This is a genomic window from Litorivita sp. NS0012-18 (assembly GCF_040371945.1).
In the GTDB taxonomy this organism is placed as follows: domain Bacteria; phylum Pseudomonadota; class Alphaproteobacteria; order Rhodobacterales; family Rhodobacteraceae; genus Litorivita.
The window spans coordinates 406,612-428,208 of the sequence record NZ_BAABWS010000002.1 but is presented as its reverse complement, the minus strand read 5'-3'; the positions used below and the strand labels follow the sequence as shown (position 1 = coordinate 428,208).

The window sequence follows — 21,597 nt, the reverse complement described above, 5'->3', positions numbered from 1 at the left end:
GCAGACTGGCGCAAACTCAACGGCCCCACCCGCGCGCTTGCGGCGACGACCAAGGGCGGCAAGGGCGACAAGAGCGGCGCACGGCTCCAAAAACCACACCGAGGTCACAAGGCGCCCTGCCTTAGAAAATGCGCAATCTTGCGCGTCCCACCCTTCGATACCCGTTCCTATTTGGCCTGCGCAGGCGCGCCGTATCGCGCGGGCAAATGAAAACCGGCGGTGAGGTGCCTCGCCGCCGGTTTGAGATATAGGGCCTTCCCCGATCAGGGGGAGCGCCCGATTTTGCCCGCTTGCAGCGCGGGTTAATTGCCCGCGTTGGCATCCTTGAGGTAGTTGAAGAACTCGCTGTCGGGGTTCATCACCATCGAGGAATTGCCGCTTTGCAAGGCTGTGCGGTAGGCTTGCAAGGAGCGGTAGAAGTTGAAGAACTCCGGATCGGCCCCGTAAGCGGCGGCGAAGATGGCGTTGCGTTTCGCGTCGGCCTCACCGCGGATGATCTCGGATTGGCGTTTGGCGTCCGAGACGATCTCGACCTGCGTGCGGTCGGCTTGGGCGCGGATACGCTGCGCGGCCTCGTTCCCGCGGGCGATCTCGTCGGCGGCTTCGCGTTCACGCTCGGCCTCCATCCGCGCAAAGGTCGCGGCGAGGTTGGCCTCGGGCAGGTCGGTGCGTTTGAGGCGCACGTCGATGACCTCAAGGCCCAGCGCGCGCGCCTCGGCAATCGCCGCATTGCGGATGCGCAGCATCAAAGTCGCCCGATCCGAAGACAGGATTTCATTGGACGAGACCGAGCCGAGCACCTCGCGCGTTTCGGCGCGCAGGATCGAATCGAGACGGCTCTCGGCAGAGCGGATACCGCCCGCACCGACCGCTTGGCGGAACTGTTCGACATCGGCGATGCGGTAGCGCGCAAAGGCGTCCACCTCAAGGCGGCGGTCGTCCGAAGGCGTGATTTGCAAGGTCTCGACATCGCGGCTCAGGATGCGGTCATCATAGCGCACCACCTCTTGGATGAGCGGCAATTTGACCGCCAAACCGGGGTCTTCCTTGACGGCGACCACGCGGCCGAATTGCAAGACCAGCGCCTTTTCGCGCTCGTCCACGATAAACACCGAGGACAAAACCCCCGCGATCAAGATCACTGCTACGGGTAGGAGAAAGGTTGATTTGCGCATCTTAGTTGCCTCCGCCGGTGGTGGTATTGGGTTTGCGCAGCTCGCCAAGCGGCAGGTAAGGCACGACGCCTTGGCCGCTGTCGCCGTCGATGATGACCTTATCGACGTTGCCCAGAACCTCTTCCATGGTTTCCAGATAGAGCCGCTTGCGCGTCACTTCGGGGGCCTTTTCGTATTCGGCGAGAACGGCGGTAAAGCGGCTGGCCTCACCTTCGGCCTCGTTGACCACACGGGCGCGATAGCCTTCTGCCTCTTCAAGCACCTGCGCGGCTTCACCGCGGGCGCCTGCGAGCACCTTGTTGGAATAGGCGTCGGCCTGTTTTTCAAGCCGGTCGCGGTCCTGCTCGGCCGATTGCACGGCAAAGAAGGCCTGTTTGACCTTTTCGGGCGGATCGGCCTTGTCAAAGTTCACGCGCACCACATTCACGCCGCTGTCATAGCTGTCGAGCGTGCTCTGGATCAGCTCTTTGAGGCGGTCGGCAATGATGCCGCGATCACGGTTGAGGATCGGAGCCAGTTCGGATTGCGCGATGATCTCGCGCATCGCCGATTCCGACACGGCGCGAATGGTCATCTGCGGATCGCGCAGGTTGAACAACAGCTTTTCGGCGTCGTTGATGTTCCACACCACCTGAAAATCGATATCGACGATGTTCTCGTCGCCGGTCAGCATCAGCCCCGCTTCGGAGCCGCGCGCGCCCACGCCGATGTCTTCGATGCGCTCGCTGGTGACCGAGATGACTTCGGCGGTGACCAAGGGCCAAGGGGCAAAGTTCAAACCCGGATAACCGATGCAGGGGCTGTTGCATTCGCCAAGGAACAGCTCGACCGACTGCTCTTCGGGCTTCACGGTGTAGAAGCTGGCGAAGGCCCAAAGGCCGATGGCGGCCAGAATGCCGATGCCGATGGTGCCGCGGGTGATGGCGGGGCCGCCTTGGGGGCCGCCCGCACCGCCGGTGCCGCGTCCGCCGCCGTTGCCGCCGCGCCCGCCCATCAGCACGCGCAGCTGCTCTTGGCCTTTTTTCATCAGCTCCTCGATTTCGGGGATCTGCGGTCCGTCTTCGGGGGGGCGTTTGGGGCCGCGATTGTTATTGTCGCCGCCGCCTCCGCCGCCCGAATTGCCGCCGCCGCCGCCCCAAGGGCCGCCTGAATTTCCAGCCATAAGCCTCTTCCCTTCGTTAACCTGTCTCGCCCGCGCTTGTCGGATTGCTGCCAACATGTGCGCGCGGGCGCTAATATTCAACCGTTTAGCGGTCATTGGCGCGCCGCTTTTGCGCCGCGCCTTGGATTATTTGTGGCTGCGCGTCGGATTGCGCATGGTGACGATCTCTTCGGCCATGGTCGGATGCACGGCGCAGGTGCGGTCGAAATCCTCTTTCGTCGCTCCCATCTTTACGGCGATGCCCGCCAATTGGATCATCTCGCCGGCCGCTGGCGCAACGATATGGCACCCCAGAACGCGCCGCGTATCGGCGCAGACCACCAATTTCATCAACACGCGGTCGGCGCGTCCGGCAAAGCTTTGCTGCATCGGTTTGAAGGACGAGCAATAGACCTCGATAGGACCGGCGGCGCGGGCCTCTTCCTCGCTCAGTCCCACGGTGCCCATTTCGGGCTGGGTAAAGATCGCGGTGGGGATCAGATCGTGATCGGGCTTGGTCGGGTTGCCTTTGAACACCGTCTCGACAAAGGCCATGCCCTCGCGGATAGCCACGGGCGTGAGGTTGGCGCGGTCGGTGATATCGCCCACCGCATAGATCGACGGCACGGCGGTCTGGCTATAGGCATCGACCTCGACCTCGCCCTTGCGGCCCAAGGCAACGCCGACCTCGGTCAGCCCCATATTATCGGTGTTGGGCACGCGGCCGGTGGCAAAGAACACCTGATCAAAGGCCTCTTCGGTGCCATTGGTGGCCTTGGCGATGATGTTTTCGCCGTCTTTTTTCAGGCTCAAGACATCGGTGCCCAGATGCAAGTCGATGCCGCTTTGGATCATCTCTTCGCTGACCAATCCGCGCGCCTCGTCGTCAAAGCCGCGCAAGATTTGCGCGCCGCGGTAATATTGCGTCACCTTGCTGCCCAGCCCGTTGAGGATACCGGCAAATTCGCAGGCGATATAGCCGCCACCGATGATCAAGACACGCTTGGGCAATTGGTCGAGGTGGAAAATATCATTCGAGGTGATGCCCAATTCGGCCCCCTCGATCTCGGGTTTGACGGGGCGTCCGCCCATGGCCAAAAGGATATGTTTGGCGCTCTTTTGCGTGCCATCGGCCAAACGCACCGTATGGGCATCGACCACCGAGGCGCGTTGATCGAAGGTTTCGACGCCGGAGCCTTTCAACAGGTTGCGATAGATGCCTTCGAGGCGGTCCAATTCGCCCTCCAGCTTGGCGCGAAAGGCGCGCCAGTCGAAGCCGTCATTGGTCAGCTTCCACCCGTAGGCCGCCGCATCCTCGCAGACCCCCGCATATTCGGAGGCAAAGACCATCAGCTTTTTGGGCACGCAGCCACGGATCACGCAGGTGCCGCCATAGCGATCCTCTTCGGCCAGCGCGACTTTGGCCCCCGCCTCGCCCGCCGCCACACGCGCCGCGCGCACACCGCCCGAGCCGCCGCCGATTACAAAAAGATCATAGTCGAATGTCATGGGATGCGCCTTCCAAAGTGGGTCAGTATCAGAGCGCCCTACCAATAATCTATCGCGCGCCGCTGTCCACCCCATCGCGGCAATTTGAACGGTCTTGGCGAGCGGTTCGGCGCGAGGCTTCGGGGCGGCTCAAGACGAGGGGGCGGGGCGCGGGACAAAGCGCCGGACTTCGCGCGGACAAGTGCACGATAAACCGGCGTTGTCACGCGGCGCGGCGACGGGCCAAGATCGCCTCATAGCGGCGCATCTCGGTCCGCGCGGCGGCAAGGCCCGTCGGGGCCCATCGGGGCCGGATCGCGCAGCGGCGAGGGCGCGGCGTTCCCCTTTCCCGCGCCCGTGCCCTGCGCCGCCCGAGCGCCTTAATCGAGCAGATCGGTGAACAGGTTGTCGCTTTCGAGGAAATCGAGCTTGTCAGTCGAAACCGTGCCCTCATTGATATCGCGCACTTCGACGCGCCCGTCGCCATAGCCGATGATCACCGCATCACAGATATCGATAAACAAACCATTTTCCACCACGCCTGGCATCTGGTTGAGCACCATCGCCAATTGGCGCGCATTGCCGATGCGGTTCAGATGCAGATCGAGGATATGGTTGCCCTCATCAGTGAAAAACGGCACTTCGCCATTCATCCGCAAGGTCACATCGCGGCCCAGAACATCCATGGAAATCAGCGTCTCTTCGACCAAGGCGCGGGTGGTTTGCCAGCCAAAGGGGATCACCTCGATGGGCAGGGGAAAGGCGCCAAGCTGCCCGACTTCCTTGCCCACATCGGCGATCACGACCATCTGGTCGGAGGCGGTGGCGACGATCTTCTCTTGCAGCAATGCCCCGCCGCCGCCTTTGATCAGGTTGAGATCGCCGTCAAACTCATCGGCCCCGTCGATGGTCACGTCGAGCCATTTCGCCTCGTCGAGCGAGATCACCTCGATGCCGACCTCGCGGGCCAGTTCGGCGGTGCGTGTGGATGTGGGCACGCCGCGGATTTTGAGGCCCTCCTCGCGCACCATCTCGCCAAGGCAGCGCACCAGCCACGCGGCGGTCGATCCGGTGCCAAGCCCGACTCGCATGCCGTCCTCGACATAATCGCAGGCGCGTTTGGCCGCGACGAATTTGGCTTTATCGATGGGGGACAGTTCTCCGGGCATGGCGCATCTCCGTTATTGCACGGATCTTATAGGCAATCACGGCGCGGGGGGCGAGAGGCTTTGCGGCGGAAAATCGCAGCGGCGCGTTTTTTCGGCGCGCGGCGCGTCAATATGCGGCATGGGCGGCGGCGCAGGCTCGGGGTCGCGGGCGCGCCGCCATGACCGTGCCCTGCGCAGCGCGCTCGGTGGTGCCTGCTTCGGCGCCCTCGTTGGCAGCCGCGTCGGCACCCGCTTCGGGCGCGCCTTGGGCGCCCTGCTGCGCCTCCTCTTGCATGCGTTTCCAACGCGACGGGCCGATCAGGGGCCGCGCGGGGGACCATTGCGCAGCGCGCGCGGCGCGGCGCTCGGAATTGCTGCGCGCGGGGCGCACCAAAACCTCCAGATCGGGGCAAAGCGCCAAAAGCTGCGCACGGCTGGCCGGTGTCAGGGCGCGCAAGGCCACCGGACCGGGCAGCATGCTTTCGACCGGCGCGCCTTCGGCGAAGATCACCTCATGGCGCGCCAAAAGCAGATGGTAATAGACCACCTCCTTGCACGGCGCGGGGCCGATCCCGGCCGCGCCGCTGAGCGATTTGACCGGCGTCAGGCATTCGCCCGCGCGGCCTTTTTGCACGCGGCTGCCCGCCATGCGGCGCAGCACCCGATGTTGCGGCGACAAGAGCAGATCGCGCGTATTGCCCAAGGCCAAGGCGGGCACGCGCACCGGCGCCGTCGCCCCCTGCCCCGAGGCGCGCTGCGCCCCGACCCAAATCAGCGGCTGCGCGCCGTGATCCATGGTCAGCACCCGATCGCCCGCGCGCAGATCCTCGACCAAGGCCGGACCGCGCGCCGTGGCAATGCGCGTGCCTGCGGTGAAACAGACCGCAAGATTGCTATAGGAGACCACCGGATCATTGCTGTCGATGGCGATGATTTCATAGGTGATGCCTTCGTGCAGCGGCCCGTCGGTGGCAATCGCCTCGCCCGAGGTGCCAAACTCGACGATATAGATGGTGACTTCTTCGGAGGGGTCAGTGCTGCCCACGGGGCGCACGACATAGGAGTATTCGGTTTCGACGTTTTGTCCGGCAGAAAAGGTCTTCCCGTTGACGGTGATACCGGAGGCCAGATCCTGCCCGCTGTCGGCATCTTCGAAGAAGGCCTCGTTGTCATTGAGCGTCGCCTGCACCCAGGTCGCGCCAGGGGCGAGTGTGAAGGTCGTCGCGCCGACAGAGCTGCCATTCCCAGTTGTGCCGGACCCGAAGGGATCAGGCCCGGACACCACGAGATCATCATAGCCGATAAGTCCGAATGTATATGGCATGGTTCGCCGCCCTCTCTTCTTAGCCCCAAGGCATTACCTGAGGGAAATTTACGACAGGTGAATGCGCAATTTTGAGAAAAATTGAATGGAATCTATAATTTACCCATTTGGTTCATTTGACTGACGGGCGTTTGCTGCCATGCCCCCGCTTGCGGCACAGGCACGGCTCTTACCCCGTGGCTCAACCCTCACGCGTGAGCGAAAAATGGCGCACACGCATAAATGAAGTGTTGCGCGATGCAAATCACACGCATAGGGTGAGTGAAAGATCACACGCTAAAGGTGAATCACATGACGCAAGACAAACCCATGTTCGGCATTTTCCTGATGCTCCTGTTTTGCATCATGGCGCCCTTTGGCGATGCGGTGGTAAAACTCATCGGCGAGCGGGTCGCTTTGGGCGAAATGCTGGTGGTGCGTTTTGCTGTTCAAGCGGTGATCTTGATCCCGATTGTCGCGATGACGGGCCGCAAATGGCGCATGAGCGGGCGGGTTTTCTGGCTGACCTTGCTGCGCACGATTTTGCATATCGTGGCCATCGGCTTCATGTTCACCGGCTTGCAATATCTGCCCTTGGCTGATGCGGTGGCGATTACCTTTGTCATGCCCTTCATTATGATGCTCTTGGGCCATCACTTTTTGGGCGAAGAGGTCGGGCACCGCCGTCTGGTCGCCTGTCTATTCGGCTTTGCCGGCACGCTTTTGGTGATCCAACCGAGCTTTGTGCAATTCGGTTGGGCGGCCTTACTGCCGCTGGGTGTTGCGCTGACCTTCTCGGCCTTTGTTCTGGTCACCCGCCAGATCGCCAAAGAAACCGACCCGATCGGCTTGCAAGCGGTCTCTGGCCTGATGGCCACGGTGATGATCTTGCCGGTGCTGTTGATCGGCGCGGCCAATGAGGTCACCTTGTTCAACATCGCGGTGTTCGAGCTGAGCGCACCTGATGCAATGACTTGGGCGCTGCTGATCGGCGCGGGTCTGCTGGGCTCCTTCGCCCATCTGATGATGACCTGGGCCCTGCGCTATGCGCCCTCGGCCACGCTGGCGCCGATGCAATATCTGGAAATTCCCTTTGCCACGTTCTTCGGCTTTGCGATGTTCGGCCAATGGCCCAACCAATTGGCCACCGTCGGCATTGCCATGACCATGACTGCCGGTCTGTTCATTGTCCTGCGCGAGCAGTCCAGCGCCCGCAAGCAGAGCCGAGAAGAGATGATGGAAGCAGAGGCAGCGCAGCACGCGGCAGAATAAGCAACATGCAAGGCGCGTCGACCTCGATCTCGACGCGGCACAGGGTGCCCTGCCCGCCTGCCTGATCTTGGCCCCCCTGCGCGGCCCCCGCCGCGCGCACCACTTCATTCGATGTGCCGATCCGCCCCTGCGGCGAAAACGCGATCCCCTCGATGGGCCAGCGCAGCCCGCTGGAGCGTCCGCGCACCTGCCCCATCGGATAAAGCGACAGCCGCATCCCCTCGGGCAGGTCCAGCGCCATATGCGGCGGCGCCAGCATCACCAGATCGCTTTGCCCCAACACGATGCACAGCCGCTCTGCCCGCGCCATCAAGCCGCTATAGACCGCCAGTTGATGATCGATGCGCGGGCCGGAAAACCCCGCCGCAAGGATCAAGGACGCATCGACATTGCGCAGGGCCTTGTCAAAATCGGTGCTGTCTTGTTCGGCAATAGGGTGCAAGCGCGCGGCCGGCACATGAACGCGGTCCGCGCCGATGCTGTCCAGATCGCCAATCACCGCCTCGGGCATGTCCCCCTTTGCCAGCACATGACGCAGCCCGCCATCGACCGCCACCACATGCGGCGCGATGGCCCGCGCCTCATCCCATAGCCCTTCGGGCAAGGCTCCGGCCCCGACCAGCAGGATTGGTTCCAATTTGTGGACAATCACGTCAAACTTCCGCTTCTATTGGCCTCGTTAACGACAACGCCACATTCTTGCCATGAAATGATACGGTAAATATCGCAGATTCGATCAGAAATCGACTTGGCCTTCATGGTAAACCAATTCCTAGCAGGCAACCGCAAAGCGAGCTAGATAATGATTAATACGAGCAAAATTCTCACGGTCTCCTACGGCACATTCTCGTGCACCTTGGAGGGCTTTGACGATTCTTTTAATACAATGAAGGCCATCGCGGAATATTTCCGCGATCTGGCATCCGATGACCGCTATTTCGGTGCAGAGCCCCCCACCCCCGATGCCGAGATGCTGGCGCGTATCGCCGAGCGCGAAATCGAGCGCCGCGTTGAGGCCTATATGGATAAGGGCAACATCGTGCTGCGCACCGGTGCCGATAAGGCCGCCGTTGCCGCGCCTGGGCCTGAGCCTGTGCCCGCCGAAGCGCAAGAGGCCGCCGCGCCGCAAGCCGAAGAGGTGCAAACGCCCGAGGCCGCACCCGTGGAAGCCACCCCCGAGATCGCCCCCGAGATTGCCGAGGAAGCGATTGCCGAGGAAGAGGTTGCCGAAGAGGCCGTCGAAGAGGTCCGTGCCGCTGAGGTCGAGACCGCCGAGATCGAGGCCGCCGCCGCGCCTGAAGCCGAGGCTGAGGCCCAAACCGAAGCTGAGGTTCAAGCCGAAGCTGCGGTCGAAACTGAGGTCGAGGTCGAAGCCCCTGCCGAGACGGTTGCCGAGGAACACGCCGAGGAGGCCGCCCGCGACGAAGACACAGCCGCGGAGCAAATCACCGGTGAGGACATCGCTGCCGAGGCTGACATCACCGAGGCCGAAGCCGAGGCGCCTGCCGTGGCCGCAGAGCAAACGGAAGCCCCCGTAGAAGCGCCAGTGGACGCACATGCGAAAGAGCCGCAGGCCGAAGCCGAGCTGCCCCGCGAGGACACCGCCAAGACCCCCGAAGCGGACCAAAATGATGCGCAAGAAGACGAGGCCCTGACCCTCGCGTCGATCGCCGCCCGCGTGGCCAAACCCGCGCCTGCGGACACCGCCGCCACGGCCGAAGCCCCCGCGCCGCACACCCCCGTCTCGCACCCCGACCAAAACAGCGTCGCCGCCAAGCTCCAGCGCATCCGCGCCGTGGTCTCCAAGACCGAAGCCGAGGCCGAGGGCGAGGCCGCCTATATCGAGGACCAGCACGCCGAGGCCGAGATCGCGCAAAGCGCCGAGGAGGACGCCCCCGCCGCCACGGAAAAAGCCGATGACGTCTCGTCGATCCTTGCGCGTTTGAGCCGCGAGCGTCAGGCCGAGGCCGAAGCCGCGCAAGAGGCGCCCGCCGCCGACGCACAGGCACAGGCACAGGCACAGGCACAGATCGAAGACGAGGAGCTTGAGCAAGCGGACCGCGCCGAAGAGCCCGCGCCCGCCGCTGGCACATTTGCCGATCTGGCCGATGCCTTGATCGCCGAGGACGACGCAGAGCGCGAAGACGAGCGCGCCGCCCTCGCGGACGATGACAACGAGGATGACGACGACGAAGCCTATATCGAGGTCGAGGAAATCGACCTGCCGGAGGGCGAGAGCGCCGAGGGCGACGGGCCGCAAACCCAGCCCCTGCGCGCCCGCGTGATCCGCATGAAGCGCAGCGAGTTTGATGCCGCTTTGGCCGCAGGTCAGATCGAAGAAGCCTTCGACGACGAGGATGATACGGATTTCGAAACGGCTGCCGAATTGGACCTGCCCGCCGAGGCCGCCGTGGCAGATGAGGGAGCCGATGACGAGGCCTCCAGCCTCAGCGCCGCCGAAGAGGCCGAGTTGCAACGCGAGTTGGCCGCTGTCGAAGCCGATCTCGATGACGCATGGGAGACCGAAGAGGCGCAAATCGTCGATGAGGATCCCCAAGCGCACGCCGAAGACGAGGCTGCACAGGCTGAGGCGAGCCCGGATCAGCCGTCTGGCGCGCTGCGTTTGCGCGAAAGCGAGCCGGACCTGAACCGGATGCTGGAGAAGGCCGAAACCCAAATGGACGAGCCGGACGGATCGCGCCGCCGCAATGCCATCGCGCATCTGCGCGCCGCTGTCGCCGCCACCAAAGCCGAGCAACGCGCAGGCACCTCGCTCAAGGAAGAGCGCAAGGATGATGCCTATCGCGGTGATCTGGCCGATGTGGTGCGCCCGCGCCGTCCGCAAGCCGCGACAAGCACAGAGCGCCCCGCGCGTCCCAGCGAGGCGCGCCCTGCGCCGCTCAAACTGGTGGCCGAGCAGCGCGTCGATATCGCCTCCGAACCGGTGCGCCCGCGCCGCATTTCGGTCGCCGAAATCGCCGCCGAGCAACCCGCCCCCACCGCCGAAATCGCGCAAGCGCTTGAAAAAGCGGGAAGCTTTGCCGAATACGCCGAAAACGTCGGCGCGACGAAACTGCCCGATCTGCTCGAAGCGGCGGCGGCCTATCTGTCGTTCGTCGAGGGCATGGAGCAATTCTCGCGCCCGCAACTGATGACCAAAGTGCGTCAGGCCGACCCAGAAGAATTCAGCCGCGAAGACGGGCTGCGCTCCTTTGGCCAACTGCTGCGCGCGGGCAAAATCCGCAAGATCAAAGGCGGGCGGTTCGAAGTATCCGACGAGATCGGCTACCGCCCCGGCGAGCGCGAAGCGGGCTAAACCCCGCGCGCCAGCGCCCTGCAATAAAGCAAAAGGCCGGCCCCTCGGGACCGGCCTTTTTCATTTGTTTTCGCTTAGATCACGCCTCGGGGTCGGTGTCGGGTTTGGCGTCCGGATCGGCTTGGCCGATGCCTTTGAAGATGAATTTGAACGGCAGCGCCCAAAGCACGCCCAGCCCGACATAGATCATCAGTTCGACCAAAATGCTTGGCCGCTCCAGCGCGTTCACCGCGCTGACCGCCGCCACCACATAGAGCGGCAGGCCGATCAACAAGATCACCAAGGCCCAGCGGCGGCGGGCTTTGTAGCTCAGCGCCATCAGATCAATCCGCGAAGGGATCGGTGACGAGGATGGTGTCGTCGCGCTCTGGCGAGGTCGAGAGCAATGCCACGGGGCAATCGATCAATTCCTCGATATGGCGCACATATTTGATCGCATTGGCGGGCAATTCATTCCACGTGCGCGCGCCTTCGGTGCTTTCGGACCAACCGTCCATTTCCTCATAGATCGGGGTGCAGCGCGCCTGCGCGTCCGCCGCTGTGGGCAGATAATCGAGCCGCTCGCCGTCCAACTCGTAGCCGACGCAGATTTTCAGCGTCTCGAAGCCGTCGAGCACGTCGAGCTTGGTCAGGCAGATCCCCTTGACGCCCGATGTGGCGCAGGTCTGGCGCACCAAGGCCGCATCGAACCAGCCGCAGCGGCGTTTGCGCCCCGTGGTGGTGCCGAATTCGTGACCGCGCTCGCCAAGGCGCTGGCCATCGGCGTCATCCAGTTCGGTCGGGAACGGGCCTTCGCCGACGCGGGTGGTATAGGCTTTGACAATGCCAAGCACGTAATCGATCGATCCTGGCCCGATGCCGACGCCGGTGGCCGCTTGGCCCGCGATCACGTTGGAGGAGGTCACAAAAGGATAGGTGCCGAAATCGATGTCGAGCAAGGCCCCCTGCGCGCCTTCGAACAAGATGCGTTTGCCGGCTTTGCGTTTCTCGTTCATCACCTTCCAGACCGGAGCAGCATAGGCGAGGATTTGCGGCGCGATCTCACCGATTTTCGCCAGCAATGCGGCGCGGTCAATCGGGTCGATCCCCATGCCCTTGCGCAGCGCATTGTGATGTTCCAGCGCGCGATCCACACGCGCCTCCAGCGTCGCCGCATCGGCCAGATCGGCCACGCGGATGGCGCGGCGGCCGACCTTGTCCTCATAGCACGGGCCGATGCCGCGGCCCGTCGTGCCGATCTTGGTGCCTTTGGAGGCGGCCTCTTCGCGGGCGCGGTCCAATTCCCCGTGATAGGGCAGGATCAGCGGCGCGTTTTCCGCGATCATCAAGGTTTCGGGCGTGATTTCAACGCCTTGCTTGCGGATGGTTTCGATCTCGGAAAGCAGGTGCCACGGATCGAGCACCACGCCATTGCCGATCACCGACAATTTGCCGCCGCGCACCACGCCCGAAGGCAGCGCGTGCAGCTTGAACACCTCGCCGTCAATGACCAGAGTGTGACCGGCGTTATGGCCGCCCTGAAAGCGCGCGATCACATCCGCACGCTCGGAGAGCCAATCCACGATCTTGCCTTTTCCCTCATCGCCCCATTGGGCGCCGACGACGACGACGTTTGCCATGATGATCCTTTATATATGGAATCTGTTTCAAACCCGCGTCGGTATAACCACAGGTCCGGCGCGATGAAACCTCTATTTGCATTCGCTGCGCGATTGACGGGCCGGTTTGGCGCGCGGGATTGACAGGCGGGATCGGCTGGCGGGATTGCCGGGGCGCATATGCGCCGAGCGTGCGGCGCGCTTATGACGCGCGTCCGGCAAGCTGCGCCAAATCGCGCCATCCATAGGCGGTTTCATGAAGGTCGCCATGGGCGCCGCTGCGTGTGGCGCAGGCCAGACCGCCGGTCTGGGTGAAAAACCGATCGGCTTTCGGATTGCCGCCCAGCACCCAAAAGGCGGCCGACATATGTCCCGTGCGGAGCAAGTCCGCCGCCATAAAGCGCAGCAGGCCAGAGCCGAGCCCCGCGCCTTGATGCTCGGCGGCGATGTAGAGCGCCGAGATTTCGCCCGAGAAGCCTTGATCGAGCAACGCGTCGTCGCGCTGCGGCCCGCAGGTGCCAAATCCGACCACGCCGCTGTCGTCCTCAACCGCGACAAAGCTCTGCCCCAGACCGCTTTCCTCGAAGCTTTCGAAAATCGTTTGCCACGCTTTGGTGCGCTCGGCGACATCCTCCATCCGTTCGATCAAGGCATTGGGCACGCGGCCCTGATAGGCTTTGCGCCAAACGCCCGCCTGCACCTGCGCAATCGCGGGGGCGTCTTGCGCGTCAGCGTGGCGGATGGAATAGGTGTATTTCATATATTCTGTATCGCATATTTGGCTAAGACTTTGCAATTGCGACGAAAGGCGGGCAAGCATCCGCCCTGCGCGCGCCTGCCCTCGCGCTCCCGCGCGCCCTTCGCTCAAAGGCCGCGCGGCGCGCGTCTTGATCCCGCATCGGCCCGCATTGCCCCCCCGCAGTGCCCCCCGCTTTGACCCTGCATTGACCCCGCGCGACAACCGCGCATGATGAAAGGGCCGTGCGCGCACCAAAAGGAGACGCAGATGACAGGATTTTTGCTACGCTGGATTGCGGCCTTTGCCTTGCTCAGCGCGACCTATAATCCGACGCGGTGGAATTACCTGCGGTGGGCCGAAAGCCACTGGACCTCGGCGATGGCCCTGATCGTTCTGGCCGGTCTGCTCTTGCTTGTCGGCTATATCATCTACCTGCGCGCCACCTTGCGCTCGATCGGGGTGCTGGGCATGGCTTTGGTTCTGGCCATTGTCGCCGCGCTCTTGTGGGTGCTTTACGATTTCGGCCTGATCCGGCTCGACAATCCGGGGGCGAATACGTGGATCGCGCTCTTGGCTTTGGCGACGGTTCTGGGCACGGGACTGAGCTGGAGCCATGTGCGCCGCCGTCTCAGCGGGCAGGCCGATATGGATGATGTGGACGAATAGCGCGCCAAGGCGCCCATTGGCGCGATTGACGGGTTGCGGCGCGGCGCGGTTTTGCCTACATAGCGCTCTGTTATCTTATTCAGGCAGGCCCCCATGGAAAACGTCGTCCTTACCGTCCATCTCCTTCTGGCTCTCGCGTTGATCGGCGTGGTGCTTTTGCAGCGCTCCGAAGGCGGCGGGCTTGGCATGGGCGGCGGTGGCGGCGGCGGTGCGGTCTCGGGCCGTGCGGCAGCGACTGCGCTTAGCAAGCTCACATGGCTCCTTGCCATCGGCTTTATCTGCACCTCCATCGGTTTGACCGTGCTTGCGGCGCAAAAATCGGCTGGCACCTCGATCCTCGACCGGATGGGCGATGCGCCCGCCGCGGCCGAGCAAGGCGTGCCCGCTGCGCCCACCGGCGCCGATCTGTTGCCGCCCTCGGCCACCGAGAATGCGCCCTTGGTGCCGCGTGCCGACTAAGCCTTTCGGGCTAAACACTATCGCTTGTTAATCATTTACCTGCCGCAACAGCATCTTGCGGTCGGCTTGCGCTTGGCTTGCGAATCCTTTATGTCTTGAGTCCCGTGGTGCTGTGGCTTTTTTGGCCGCTCAGGGCTCGCTTTTTTGCTCACTATCCGCGGCGTTTCCGGCCTTTGGCAGACGATCTGTTTTGACGGAAAACGCGCGACTTACACGGGGGAATGCCAATCTATGGCACGGTTCATCTTTATCACGGGCGGCGTTGTCTCCTCCTTGGGCAAGGGTCTTGCCTCTGCCGCGCTTGGCTCGCTATTGCAGGCGCGCGGGTTTTCGGTGCGCTTGCGCAAGCTCGACCCCTATCTCAACGTCGATCCGGGCACGATGTCGCCCTTCGAGCATGGCGAGGTTTTCGTCACCGATGACGGCGCCGAAACCGACCTCGACCTTGGCCACTACGAGCGGTTCACCGGCGTTGCGGCGCGGATGACGGATTCGGTCTCGTCGGGGCGGATCTATTCCAACGTTCTCGAAAAAGAACGCCGCGGTGATTACCTTGGCAAAACCATTCAGGTCATCCCGCATGTGACCAATGAAATCAAAGACTTCATCTCGATCGGCGAGGATGAGGTGGACTTCATGCTCTGCGAGATCGGCGGCACGGTCGGCGATATCGAAGGTCTGCCCTTCTTTGAGGCGATCCGCCAGTTCGCCCATGACAAACCGCGCGGGCAGTGCATTTTCATGCATCTGACCTTGCTGCCCTATCTGGCCGCTTCGGGCGAGTTGAAAACCAAACCGACGCAGCACTCGGTCAAGGAACTGCGCTCCATCGGCTTGCAGCCCGACGTGTTGGTCTGCCGCTCCGAACATCCGATCCCCGAGAAAGAGCGCGAGAAAATCGGCCTGTTTTGCAATGTGCGCAAAGAGAATGTGATCGCGGCCTATGATCTCAAATCCATCTATGAGGCACCTCTGGCCTATCACCACGAAGGGTTGGATCAGGCGGTGCTTGATGCGTTTGACATCTCGCCCGCGCCCAAGCCCGATCTGACCGTCTGGCAGGACGTGGCCGACCGCATCCACAAGACCGACGGCGAGGTCAATATCGCCATCGTCGGCAAATATGTGCAGCTTGAGGACGCCTATAAGTCGATCAAGGAGGCGCTGACCCATGGCGGCATGGCCAACCGCGTGAAGGTCAACGTCGATTGGGTCGATGCGGAGATTTTCGACGATGAGGACGCCGCCCCGCATCTCGAAGGCTATCACGCCATCCTCGTGCCGGGCGGTTTTGGCGAACGCGGCACCGAGGGCAAAATCCGCGCCGCGCAATTCGCCCGCGAGCGCAAGGTGCCCTATCTGGGCATCTGTTTGGGCATGCAGATGGCGGTCATCGAGGCCGCGCGCAACGTCGCAAAAATGACCGATGCGGGGTCCGAGGAATTTGACCATGAGGCGGGCGAAAAGCGTTTCACCCCCGTGGTTTACCACCTCAAGGAATGGGTGCAGGGCAACCATACCGTGCGCCGCAAAGTCGGCGATGACAAGGGCGGCACCATGCGGCTTGGCGCTTATGACGCGTCGCTCAAGGACGGCTCCAACGTGGCGCGCATTTACGGCAGCACCGCGATCGAAGAACGCCACCGCCACCGCTATGAGGTCGATACCGACTATAAGGACCAACTCGAAGCCTGCGGGTTGAGCTTCTCGGGCATGTCGCCTGACGGGCGTTTGCCAGAGATTGTCGAATGGACGGATCATCCGTGGTTTATCGGCGTGCAATTCCACCCTGAACTCAAATCCAAACCCTTCGCGCCGCATCCTTTGTTCAAGGATTTCGTGCGCGCGGCGGTGGAAAACTCGCGGCTGGTCTAAGCCATTTGAAAACTTGAAAAATGTGAAGCGCGCTGCCCCGAGGGGCGGCGCGTTTTGCATCAGGCGGGGCTGCGCGTGTCGTCCCACAAGGGCCGCAAATAGGCGCGGATCGGCGCGTTTTGGAACATCGCCTTGAGCGCGGCGCGCAGCAAGGCCTTGGGGTGCATCGAGGGTTTGGGCGCCGCCGGTTTTGGCGCGCGCACCTCCAACAGATGGTGCAACAGCTCCTCGTCAAAGACCCAGCGCCCGCATTTGCCCTCGCTTTGGTCCTCCAATTGATACCGCAGCCAGATGCGCACCACCTGCGGCTCTTGCAATTGCAATTCAGGCCAAGGCAAATAGAACCCCGAATTGATCCGCAAACAGATCGTATCCAGCAGATTGCAGGTGGCCCGATGCGCGGCAGGCACATCGCGTTTGCCCACATAGTTATAGCGTTTGGGGTCGCCGTTCAAAAACACCCGCATCGCCGTGGCCAGATCAATGCCCTTTTGCGCCATGATCCATCCCAGAACCGTCTGCGGATATTTCGACCAATCATAAGAGACCGCAAGCGCGCGCAATTCTTCGGTGGTGCCTTGGCGCACCATCTGCAATTGCTCTTTTTCCGATCCGTTGTCCCAATCGAATTCGCTAAAGGCGCTCATTGTCTTCTCCCGCTGGCGGCTGTCATCACCAAATGTCTTTCTCTTGGGACAAAGGTATCGCGCAGGGGTTTGAAAAATCTAAGGAGCAAATGTGGCGCGCAGGCGGCTTTAAGCGCCAAGCCCCGTGGACAATGCCGGTTTATCGCGCGAGTTTGGGGAAAATTTTACCAAGGAGGATGAGAGATGCCCAAAGCCTATTGGGTGGCCCATGTCGAGGTCAGCGACCCGCAAGCCTATGACCGATACCGCGCCGCCAATGCCGCGCCCTTTGCCGAATATGGCGCGCGTTTTGTCGTGCGCGGCGGCGCGCAAGAGATCCGCGAGGGCACATCCAAGGCCCGCACTGTGGTGATCGAATTTCCCTCACTGGAGGCGGCGGTGGCCTGCTACGAGAGCGAGGGCTACCAAGCGGCCAAAGCGCTGCGCGATGCGCCGGTCTCGGTTGGCGATCTGGTGATTGTCGAGGGCTATGACGCTTAGGCCCGCCGCGCCGTGACTGCGCGCGCCAAAGCGCGCAGGCCAAGGCCAAACGGCGGCCCAAAATCGCGCGCGCGGTGTTTCACCGCGATGATCACTGGTCCTCGCGCCCGCGCGCGCCTATATCTCTTTTCATGTTTGCTGATTTTCTCAAACGGCTGATCCAGCCGGAGCCCGCCCAATTGCCCGATGCCGACGCCCGCCTTGCGCTTTGCGCGCTTTTGGTGCGGCTCGCGCGCACCGATGGCCATTATGCCGCGTCAGAAATCGAATGGATCGATGCGATCATCGCCGCGCGTTACGGGCTGGATGCGCAGGAGGCGCATGATCTGCGCCGTCATGCCGAGGTCTTGGAGAGCGAGGCGCCCGATACGGTGCGCTTCACCCGCGCGATCAAGGATGCCGTCCCCTATGAGGACCGCCTGTCGGTGATCGAGGCCTTGTGGCAAATCGCTCTGGCCGATGGCAGCCGCGACGCCGAAGAGGATGCGATGCTGCGCATGGTGAGCAATCTTTTGGGCGTCAGCGATACCGATAGCGCCCTTGCCCGCCAAAAGATCAGCGCCCAAAGCTGACCGGCGCGCGCCTGTTTGCCCGCCAATAATCACCCCCGGTTTTGCCGCCTGTATTTCACCCAACTTTCACCCAAAGCCGCGCCTCCTCTGGCGCGGCTTTCGCTTGCGCGCGCAAGGGTTTGGGATAGAGTGGAGGAAATATGATCAAATTTTGAACATACCCTCCCCCCTGCCGGACGCGCGCCCTCTGCGGCGGCCTGATCTGGGCGCGGATCACAACAACGGACGCCCGCAATGCGAGACGCAAATATGAAAAACTGGCTTAGAAAACATCCGCTTGTGCGCACGATCCGTGTCGCGGCGGCGGATTTGAACGGGCAGGCGCGCGGCAAACGCGTGCCAACCCGTTTCGCCGATAAGGTCGTCGAGGACGGCACCCGCTTCCCGCTTTCCGTGCTCAATCTCGACATCTGGGGCGAGGATATCGACGACAGCCCGCTGGTGTTTGACAGCGGCGATGCCGACGGGGTTCTCAAACCGACAGAGCGCGGTTTTATGCCGATGCCTTGGCTCAAAGCGCCGACCGCGCTGTTGCCGATCTGGATGTTTCGCGAGAACGGCGCGCCCTATGAGGGTGATCCGCGCCATGCGCTGCGCGCCGTGGTGGACCGCTATAAGGCGCGCGGGCTGACCCCCGTTTGCGCGATGGAGCTTGAGTTTTTCCTGATCGACGATTCCGGCAAGAAGCCGCAAATCCCGATCTCGCCGCGCTCGGGCATTCGCCGCAAGGGGGCCGAAACCCTGTCGATCCGCGCGCTGGATGCTTTCGATGATTTCTTCACCGATCTTTATGACGCCTGCGAGGAAATGGACATTCCCGCCGATACGGCGATTTCCGAAGCGGGGCTGGGCCAGTTCGAGGTCAACCTGATGCATTGCGACGATGCGCTGCGCGCCGCCGATGATGCGTGGCTGTTCAAGATGCTGGTCAAGGGACTGGCGCGCAGCCACGGGTTTGCCGCCTCATTCATGGCCAAACCCTATGAGGATTACGCCGGATCGGGGCTGCATACACATTTTTCGGTGCTCGATGCGCAGGGCGACAATATCTTTGACGATGGCGGACCAAAGGGCACGCCGATCCTGCGCCATGCGGTGAACGGGTGCCTTGATGCCATGTCCGGCAGCACGCTTTTGTTTGCGCCCCACGCCAACAGCTATGACCGCATGGTTCCGGGGGCCCATGCGCCGACGGGGATTTGTTGGGCCTATGAGAACCGCACCTCGGCCATTCGCATTCCTTCGGGCGCGCCCGCCGCGCGGCGGATCGAGCACCGCGTTGCGGGGGGCGATGTGAACCCCTATCTGCTTTTGGCGGCCATTTTGGGCGCGGCGCTCAACGGGATTGAGGATGGCACAGAGCCGCCCGAACCGATCACCGGCAATGCCTATGCCGCCGATCTGCCCCAGATGCCCACGCAATGGAACGCGGCCATCGATGCCTTCGAGGCCAGTCCGCAGATCGCGCGGATTTTCGCCCCCGAGCTGATCCGCAACCTTGTGCTCACCAAGCGCCAGGAATTGCATTTCATGAGCGAGCTTGACGCCAAGGAGCAGGTGGAGATTTACCTCGATACCGTATGATGCGCGCAGATGATGACGCCCCTTGCCGCGCCGCGCGCCAAGGCATAGCTTTGATGAAACCCCAATCTTTGGTGCCCCATGAAAATCGGCATATTGCAAACCGGCCATGCGCCCGACACGCTTGTCGGTGAAACCGGCGACTACCCGCAGATGTTCGAGAGGCTCTTGGCGGGCCATGATTTCGACTTTGCCACCTATGATGTCGAAGGCGGCGACATGCCCGCCGATATCCATGACTGCGACGGCTGGCTGATCACCGGCTCGCGGCACGGCGCTTACGAATCCCATCCGTGGATCGCGCCGTTGGAGGATTTGATCCGCCAAATCTGGGCGGCGAGGCTGCCCTTGGTGGGCATCTGTTTCGGCCATCAGATCATCGCGCAGGCGCTTGGCGGTCGGGTCGAGAAATTCGGCGGCGGCTGGGCCGTGGGGCCGACAGAATACGAGATCGAGGGCGAGAAGATCATCCTCAACGCGTGGCACCAAGATCAGGTGACCGCCCTGCCCCCCGAGGCGCGCGCCGTCGGATCGTGCGAGAGCGGCCATTGCAGCAGCGCCGCGCTGGTGTATGGCGACAGCATTTTCACCGTGCAGCCCCACCCCGAATTTGCCGCCCCCTTTGTCGCCGGATTGATCGAGACCCGCGCCAAAGGCGTGGTGCCCGATGACCTGCTTGGCGCCGCCAGCGCGCGTCTTGGCGACACACCGACGGATGGTGCGCGGATGGGCGCGCGCATCGCCACATTTTTCCTGAACGGAGGCCGAAATGGCTGACTGGCTGACCACAATCCCCGAAGCGGCGCAGGCCTATTTGGAGGGCAAGCGATTGGACGAGGTGGAATGTATCATCTCCGACCTGCCCGGCATTGCGCGCGGCAAGGCCGTGCCCGCCAGCAAATTCGCCCGCCAAGAGTATTTCCACCTGCCCGACAGCATCTTTTTTCAAACCATCACCGGCGATTGGGGCGAGGCCGCAGGGGCCGAGGGCTTTATCGAGCGCGATATGATCTTGCGCCCCGATATGGAGACCTGCACCGCCGCGCCTTGGACCGGCGATTACACGCTGCAGGTGATCCATGACGCCTATGACCGCAAGGGCAAGGCGATCCCCTATGCGCCGCGCAATGTGCTCAAACGGGTGGTCGAACTTTATCGCGCCAAAGGCTGGGAGCCGGTCGTTGCGCCGGAGATGGAATTCTATCTGGTGGCGCGCAACATCGATCCGGCCAAATCCATCGAGCCGATGATGGGCCGCTCGGGCCGCCCCGCTGCCGCGCGCCAAGCCTATTCGATGACGGCGGTCGATGAATTCGGCCCCGTGATCGACGACATCTATGATTTTGCCGAAGCGCAGGGATTTGAGATCGACGGCATCACCCAAGAGGGCGGCGCGGGGCAATTGGAGATCAACCTGCGCCACGGCGATCCGGTCAAATTGGCCGATGAGGTGTTTTACTTCAAACGGCTGATCCGCGAGGCGGCTTTGCGCCACGATTGCTTTGCCACCTTCATGGCCAAACCCATTGCCGACGAGCCAGGCAGCGCGATGCACATCCACCATTCGGTGATTGATATCGAAACGGGGCAGAACCTGTTTTCCGGCCCGCAGGGCGGCGAGACCGATGCGTTTTTCCACTTTATCGCCGGTCTGCAAAACCACCTGCCCTCGGCCATCGCGGTCCAAGCGCCCTATGTGAACAGCTACCGGCGCTACGTCAAAGACCACGCCGCGCCAATCAACCTTGAATGGGGGCGCGACAACCGCACGACGGGCATTCGCGTGCCGCTGTCCGGTCCGGCCTCGCGGCGGGTGGAAAACCGCATCGCAGGGATGGATTGCAACCCCTATCTGGGCATCGCCGCCTCGCTGGCCTGCGGCTATCTGGGGCTGATCGAGGAAGAGCGTCCCGACAAGCAATTCAAGGGCGATGCCTATGAGGGCGAGGGCGATATTCCCTCGGTCATGGGGGATGCGCTTGATCTGTTCGAGGATGCGCCGAAACTGCACGAGGTCTTGGGACCGGAGTTTGCCCGCGTCTATTCCATCGTCAAACGCGCCGAATATACCGAGTTCTTGCAAGTGATCTCGCCGTGGGAGCGCGAGCACCTGCTGCTGAACGTCTAGCCCGCCAAG

Annotated in this window: 20 protein-coding genes; 10 read left to right on the top strand and 10 right to left on the bottom strand. The window is 62.6% G+C overall.

Annotated elements, in window-relative coordinates; genetic code table 11:
* Window positions 1-302: 302 nt before the first annotated feature.
* From hflC to ABWV64_RS11715, 5 genes are all read right to left on the bottom strand, one after another.
* The gene (hflC, locus tag ABWV64_RS11735; RefSeq protein WP_353345404.1) at window positions 303-1,175 is read right to left on the bottom strand and encodes a protease modulator HflC; all 873 of its coding nucleotides are present in this window, start codon (window positions 1,173-1,175) and stop codon (window positions 303-305) included.
* Window position 1,176: 1 nt separating this feature from the next.
* A complete protein-coding gene (gene hflK / locus ABWV64_RS11730; protein WP_353345402.1) occupies window positions 1,177-2,337 on the bottom strand; it encodes an FtsH protease activity modulator HflK in 1,161 nt (386 codons plus the stop codon).
* 126 nt (window positions 2,338-2,463) lie between these two features.
* Window positions 2,464-3,825, bottom strand: coding sequence for a glutathione-disulfide reductase (gene gor / locus ABWV64_RS11725; RefSeq protein ID WP_353345400.1), 1,362 nt, complete (start codon window positions 3,823-3,825; stop codon window positions 2,464-2,466).
* A 359-nt stretch (window positions 3,826-4,184) separates the two neighbouring features.
* The gene (gene rpiA / locus ABWV64_RS11720) at window positions 4,185-4,973 is read right to left on the bottom strand and encodes a ribose-5-phosphate isomerase RpiA (RefSeq protein WP_353345398.1); all 789 of its coding nucleotides are present in this window, start codon (window positions 4,971-4,973) and stop codon (window positions 4,185-4,187) included.
* A 106-nt stretch (window positions 4,974-5,079) separates the two neighbouring features.
* On the bottom strand, window positions 5,080-6,276 hold the full coding sequence (locus tag ABWV64_RS11715; RefSeq protein WP_353345396.1) for a Hint domain-containing protein: 1,197 nt from the start codon (window positions 6,274-6,276) through the stop codon (window positions 5,080-5,082).
* A gap of 291 nt (window positions 6,277-6,567) precedes the next feature.
* On the opposite strand from ABWV64_RS11715, the gene ABWV64_RS11710 reads away from it, so the two are divergent.
* The gene (locus ABWV64_RS11710; protein ID WP_353345394.1) at window positions 6,568-7,527 is read left to right on the top strand and encodes a DMT family transporter; all 960 of its coding nucleotides are present in this window, start codon (window positions 6,568-6,570) and stop codon (window positions 7,525-7,527) included.
* Here ABWV64_RS11710 and ABWV64_RS11705 read toward each other — a convergent pair.
* Entirely contained in the window at window positions 7,439-8,179 is a 741-nt protein-coding gene (locus tag ABWV64_RS11705; protein ID WP_353345392.1) for a thiamine pyrophosphokinase, read from the bottom strand. The genes ABWV64_RS11710 and ABWV64_RS11705 overlap by 89 nt on opposite strands.
* A 150-nt stretch (window positions 8,180-8,329) precedes the next feature.
* On the opposite strand from ABWV64_RS11705, the gene ABWV64_RS11700 reads away from it, so the two are divergent.
* On the top strand, window positions 8,330-10,843 hold the full coding sequence (locus ABWV64_RS11700; protein WP_353345390.1) for a hypothetical protein: 2,514 nt from the start codon (window positions 8,330-8,332) through the stop codon (window positions 10,841-10,843).
* A gap of 79 nt (window positions 10,844-10,922) precedes the next feature.
* On the opposite strand, the gene ABWV64_RS11695 is transcribed toward ABWV64_RS11700, so the two are convergent.
* The 3 genes from ABWV64_RS11695 to ABWV64_RS11685 form a co-directional block, all read right to left on the bottom strand.
* On the bottom strand, window positions 10,923-11,162 hold the full coding sequence (locus ABWV64_RS11695) for a DUF2842 domain-containing protein (RefSeq protein ID WP_353345388.1): 240 nt from the start codon (window positions 11,160-11,162) through the stop codon (window positions 10,923-10,925).
* A gap of 4 nt (window positions 11,163-11,166) precedes the next feature.
* Window positions 11,167-12,462 carry an adenylosuccinate synthase gene (locus tag ABWV64_RS11690; RefSeq protein WP_353345387.1) on the bottom strand — a complete coding sequence of 432 codons (1,296 nt, stop codon included), beginning with the start codon at window positions 12,460-12,462 and terminating at the stop codon, window positions 11,167-11,169.
* 181 nt (window positions 12,463-12,643) lie between these two features.
* A complete protein-coding gene (locus tag ABWV64_RS11685; RefSeq protein WP_353345385.1) occupies window positions 12,644-13,201 on the bottom strand; it encodes a GNAT family N-acetyltransferase in 558 nt (185 codons plus the stop codon).
* 246 nt (window positions 13,202-13,447) lie between these two features.
* Between ABWV64_RS11685 and ABWV64_RS11680 the strand changes: the two genes are divergently transcribed.
* From ABWV64_RS11680 to pyrG, 3 genes are all read left to right on the top strand, one after another.
* On the top strand, window positions 13,448-13,846 hold the full coding sequence (locus ABWV64_RS11680; RefSeq protein WP_353345383.1) for a DUF6524 family protein: 399 nt from the start codon (window positions 13,448-13,450) through the stop codon (window positions 13,844-13,846).
* Between the two features lie 93 nt (window positions 13,847-13,939).
* Window positions 13,940-14,305: a preprotein translocase subunit SecG gene (gene secG, locus ABWV64_RS11675; protein WP_353345381.1), complete on the top strand. Its 366-nt coding sequence runs from the start codon at window positions 13,940-13,942 to the stop codon at window positions 14,303-14,305.
* 231 nt (window positions 14,306-14,536) lie between these two features.
* A complete protein-coding gene (gene pyrG / locus ABWV64_RS11670; RefSeq protein WP_353345379.1) occupies window positions 14,537-16,180 on the top strand; it encodes a CTP synthase in 1,644 nt (547 codons plus the stop codon).
* 59 nt (window positions 16,181-16,239) lie between these two features.
* Here pyrG and ABWV64_RS11665 read toward each other — a convergent pair whose 3' ends face one another.
* On the bottom strand, window positions 16,240-16,827 hold the full coding sequence (locus tag ABWV64_RS11665; RefSeq protein WP_353345377.1) for a hypothetical protein: 588 nt from the start codon (window positions 16,825-16,827) through the stop codon (window positions 16,240-16,242).
* A 183-nt stretch (window positions 16,828-17,010) separates the two neighbouring features.
* On the opposite strand from ABWV64_RS11665, the gene ABWV64_RS11660 reads away from it, so the two are divergent.
* The 5 genes from ABWV64_RS11660 to ABWV64_RS11640 all read left to right on the top strand — a co-directional run bounded on the left by ABWV64_RS11660 (window position 17,011) and on the right by ABWV64_RS11640 (window position 21,588).
* Window positions 17,011-17,307: a DUF1330 domain-containing protein gene (locus ABWV64_RS11660; RefSeq protein ID WP_353345375.1), complete on the top strand. Its 297-nt coding sequence runs from the start codon at window positions 17,011-17,013 to the stop codon at window positions 17,305-17,307.
* A 131-nt stretch (window positions 17,308-17,438) separates the two neighbouring features.
* A complete protein-coding gene (locus ABWV64_RS11655) occupies window positions 17,439-17,879 on the top strand; it encodes a tellurite resistance TerB family protein (RefSeq protein WP_353345373.1) in 441 nt (146 codons plus the stop codon).
* Between the two features lie 249 nt (window positions 17,880-18,128).
* On the top strand, window positions 18,129-19,463 hold the full coding sequence (locus ABWV64_RS11650; RefSeq protein ID WP_353345947.1) for a glutamine synthetase family protein: 1,335 nt from the start codon (window positions 18,129-18,131) through the stop codon (window positions 19,461-19,463).
* Between the two features lie 78 nt (window positions 19,464-19,541).
* The gene (locus ABWV64_RS11645) at window positions 19,542-20,237 is read left to right on the top strand and encodes a type 1 glutamine amidotransferase (RefSeq protein WP_353345371.1); all 696 of its coding nucleotides are present in this window, start codon (window positions 19,542-19,544) and stop codon (window positions 20,235-20,237) included.
* Window positions 20,230-21,588 carry a glutamine synthetase family protein gene (locus ABWV64_RS11640; protein WP_353345369.1) on the top strand — a complete coding sequence of 453 codons (1,359 nt, stop codon included), beginning with the start codon at window positions 20,230-20,232 and terminating at the stop codon, window positions 21,586-21,588. Before ABWV64_RS11645 ends, ABWV64_RS11640 begins: the two co-directional genes overlap by 8 nt.
* The last annotated feature ends 9 nt before the right edge of the window (window positions 21,589-21,597 follow it).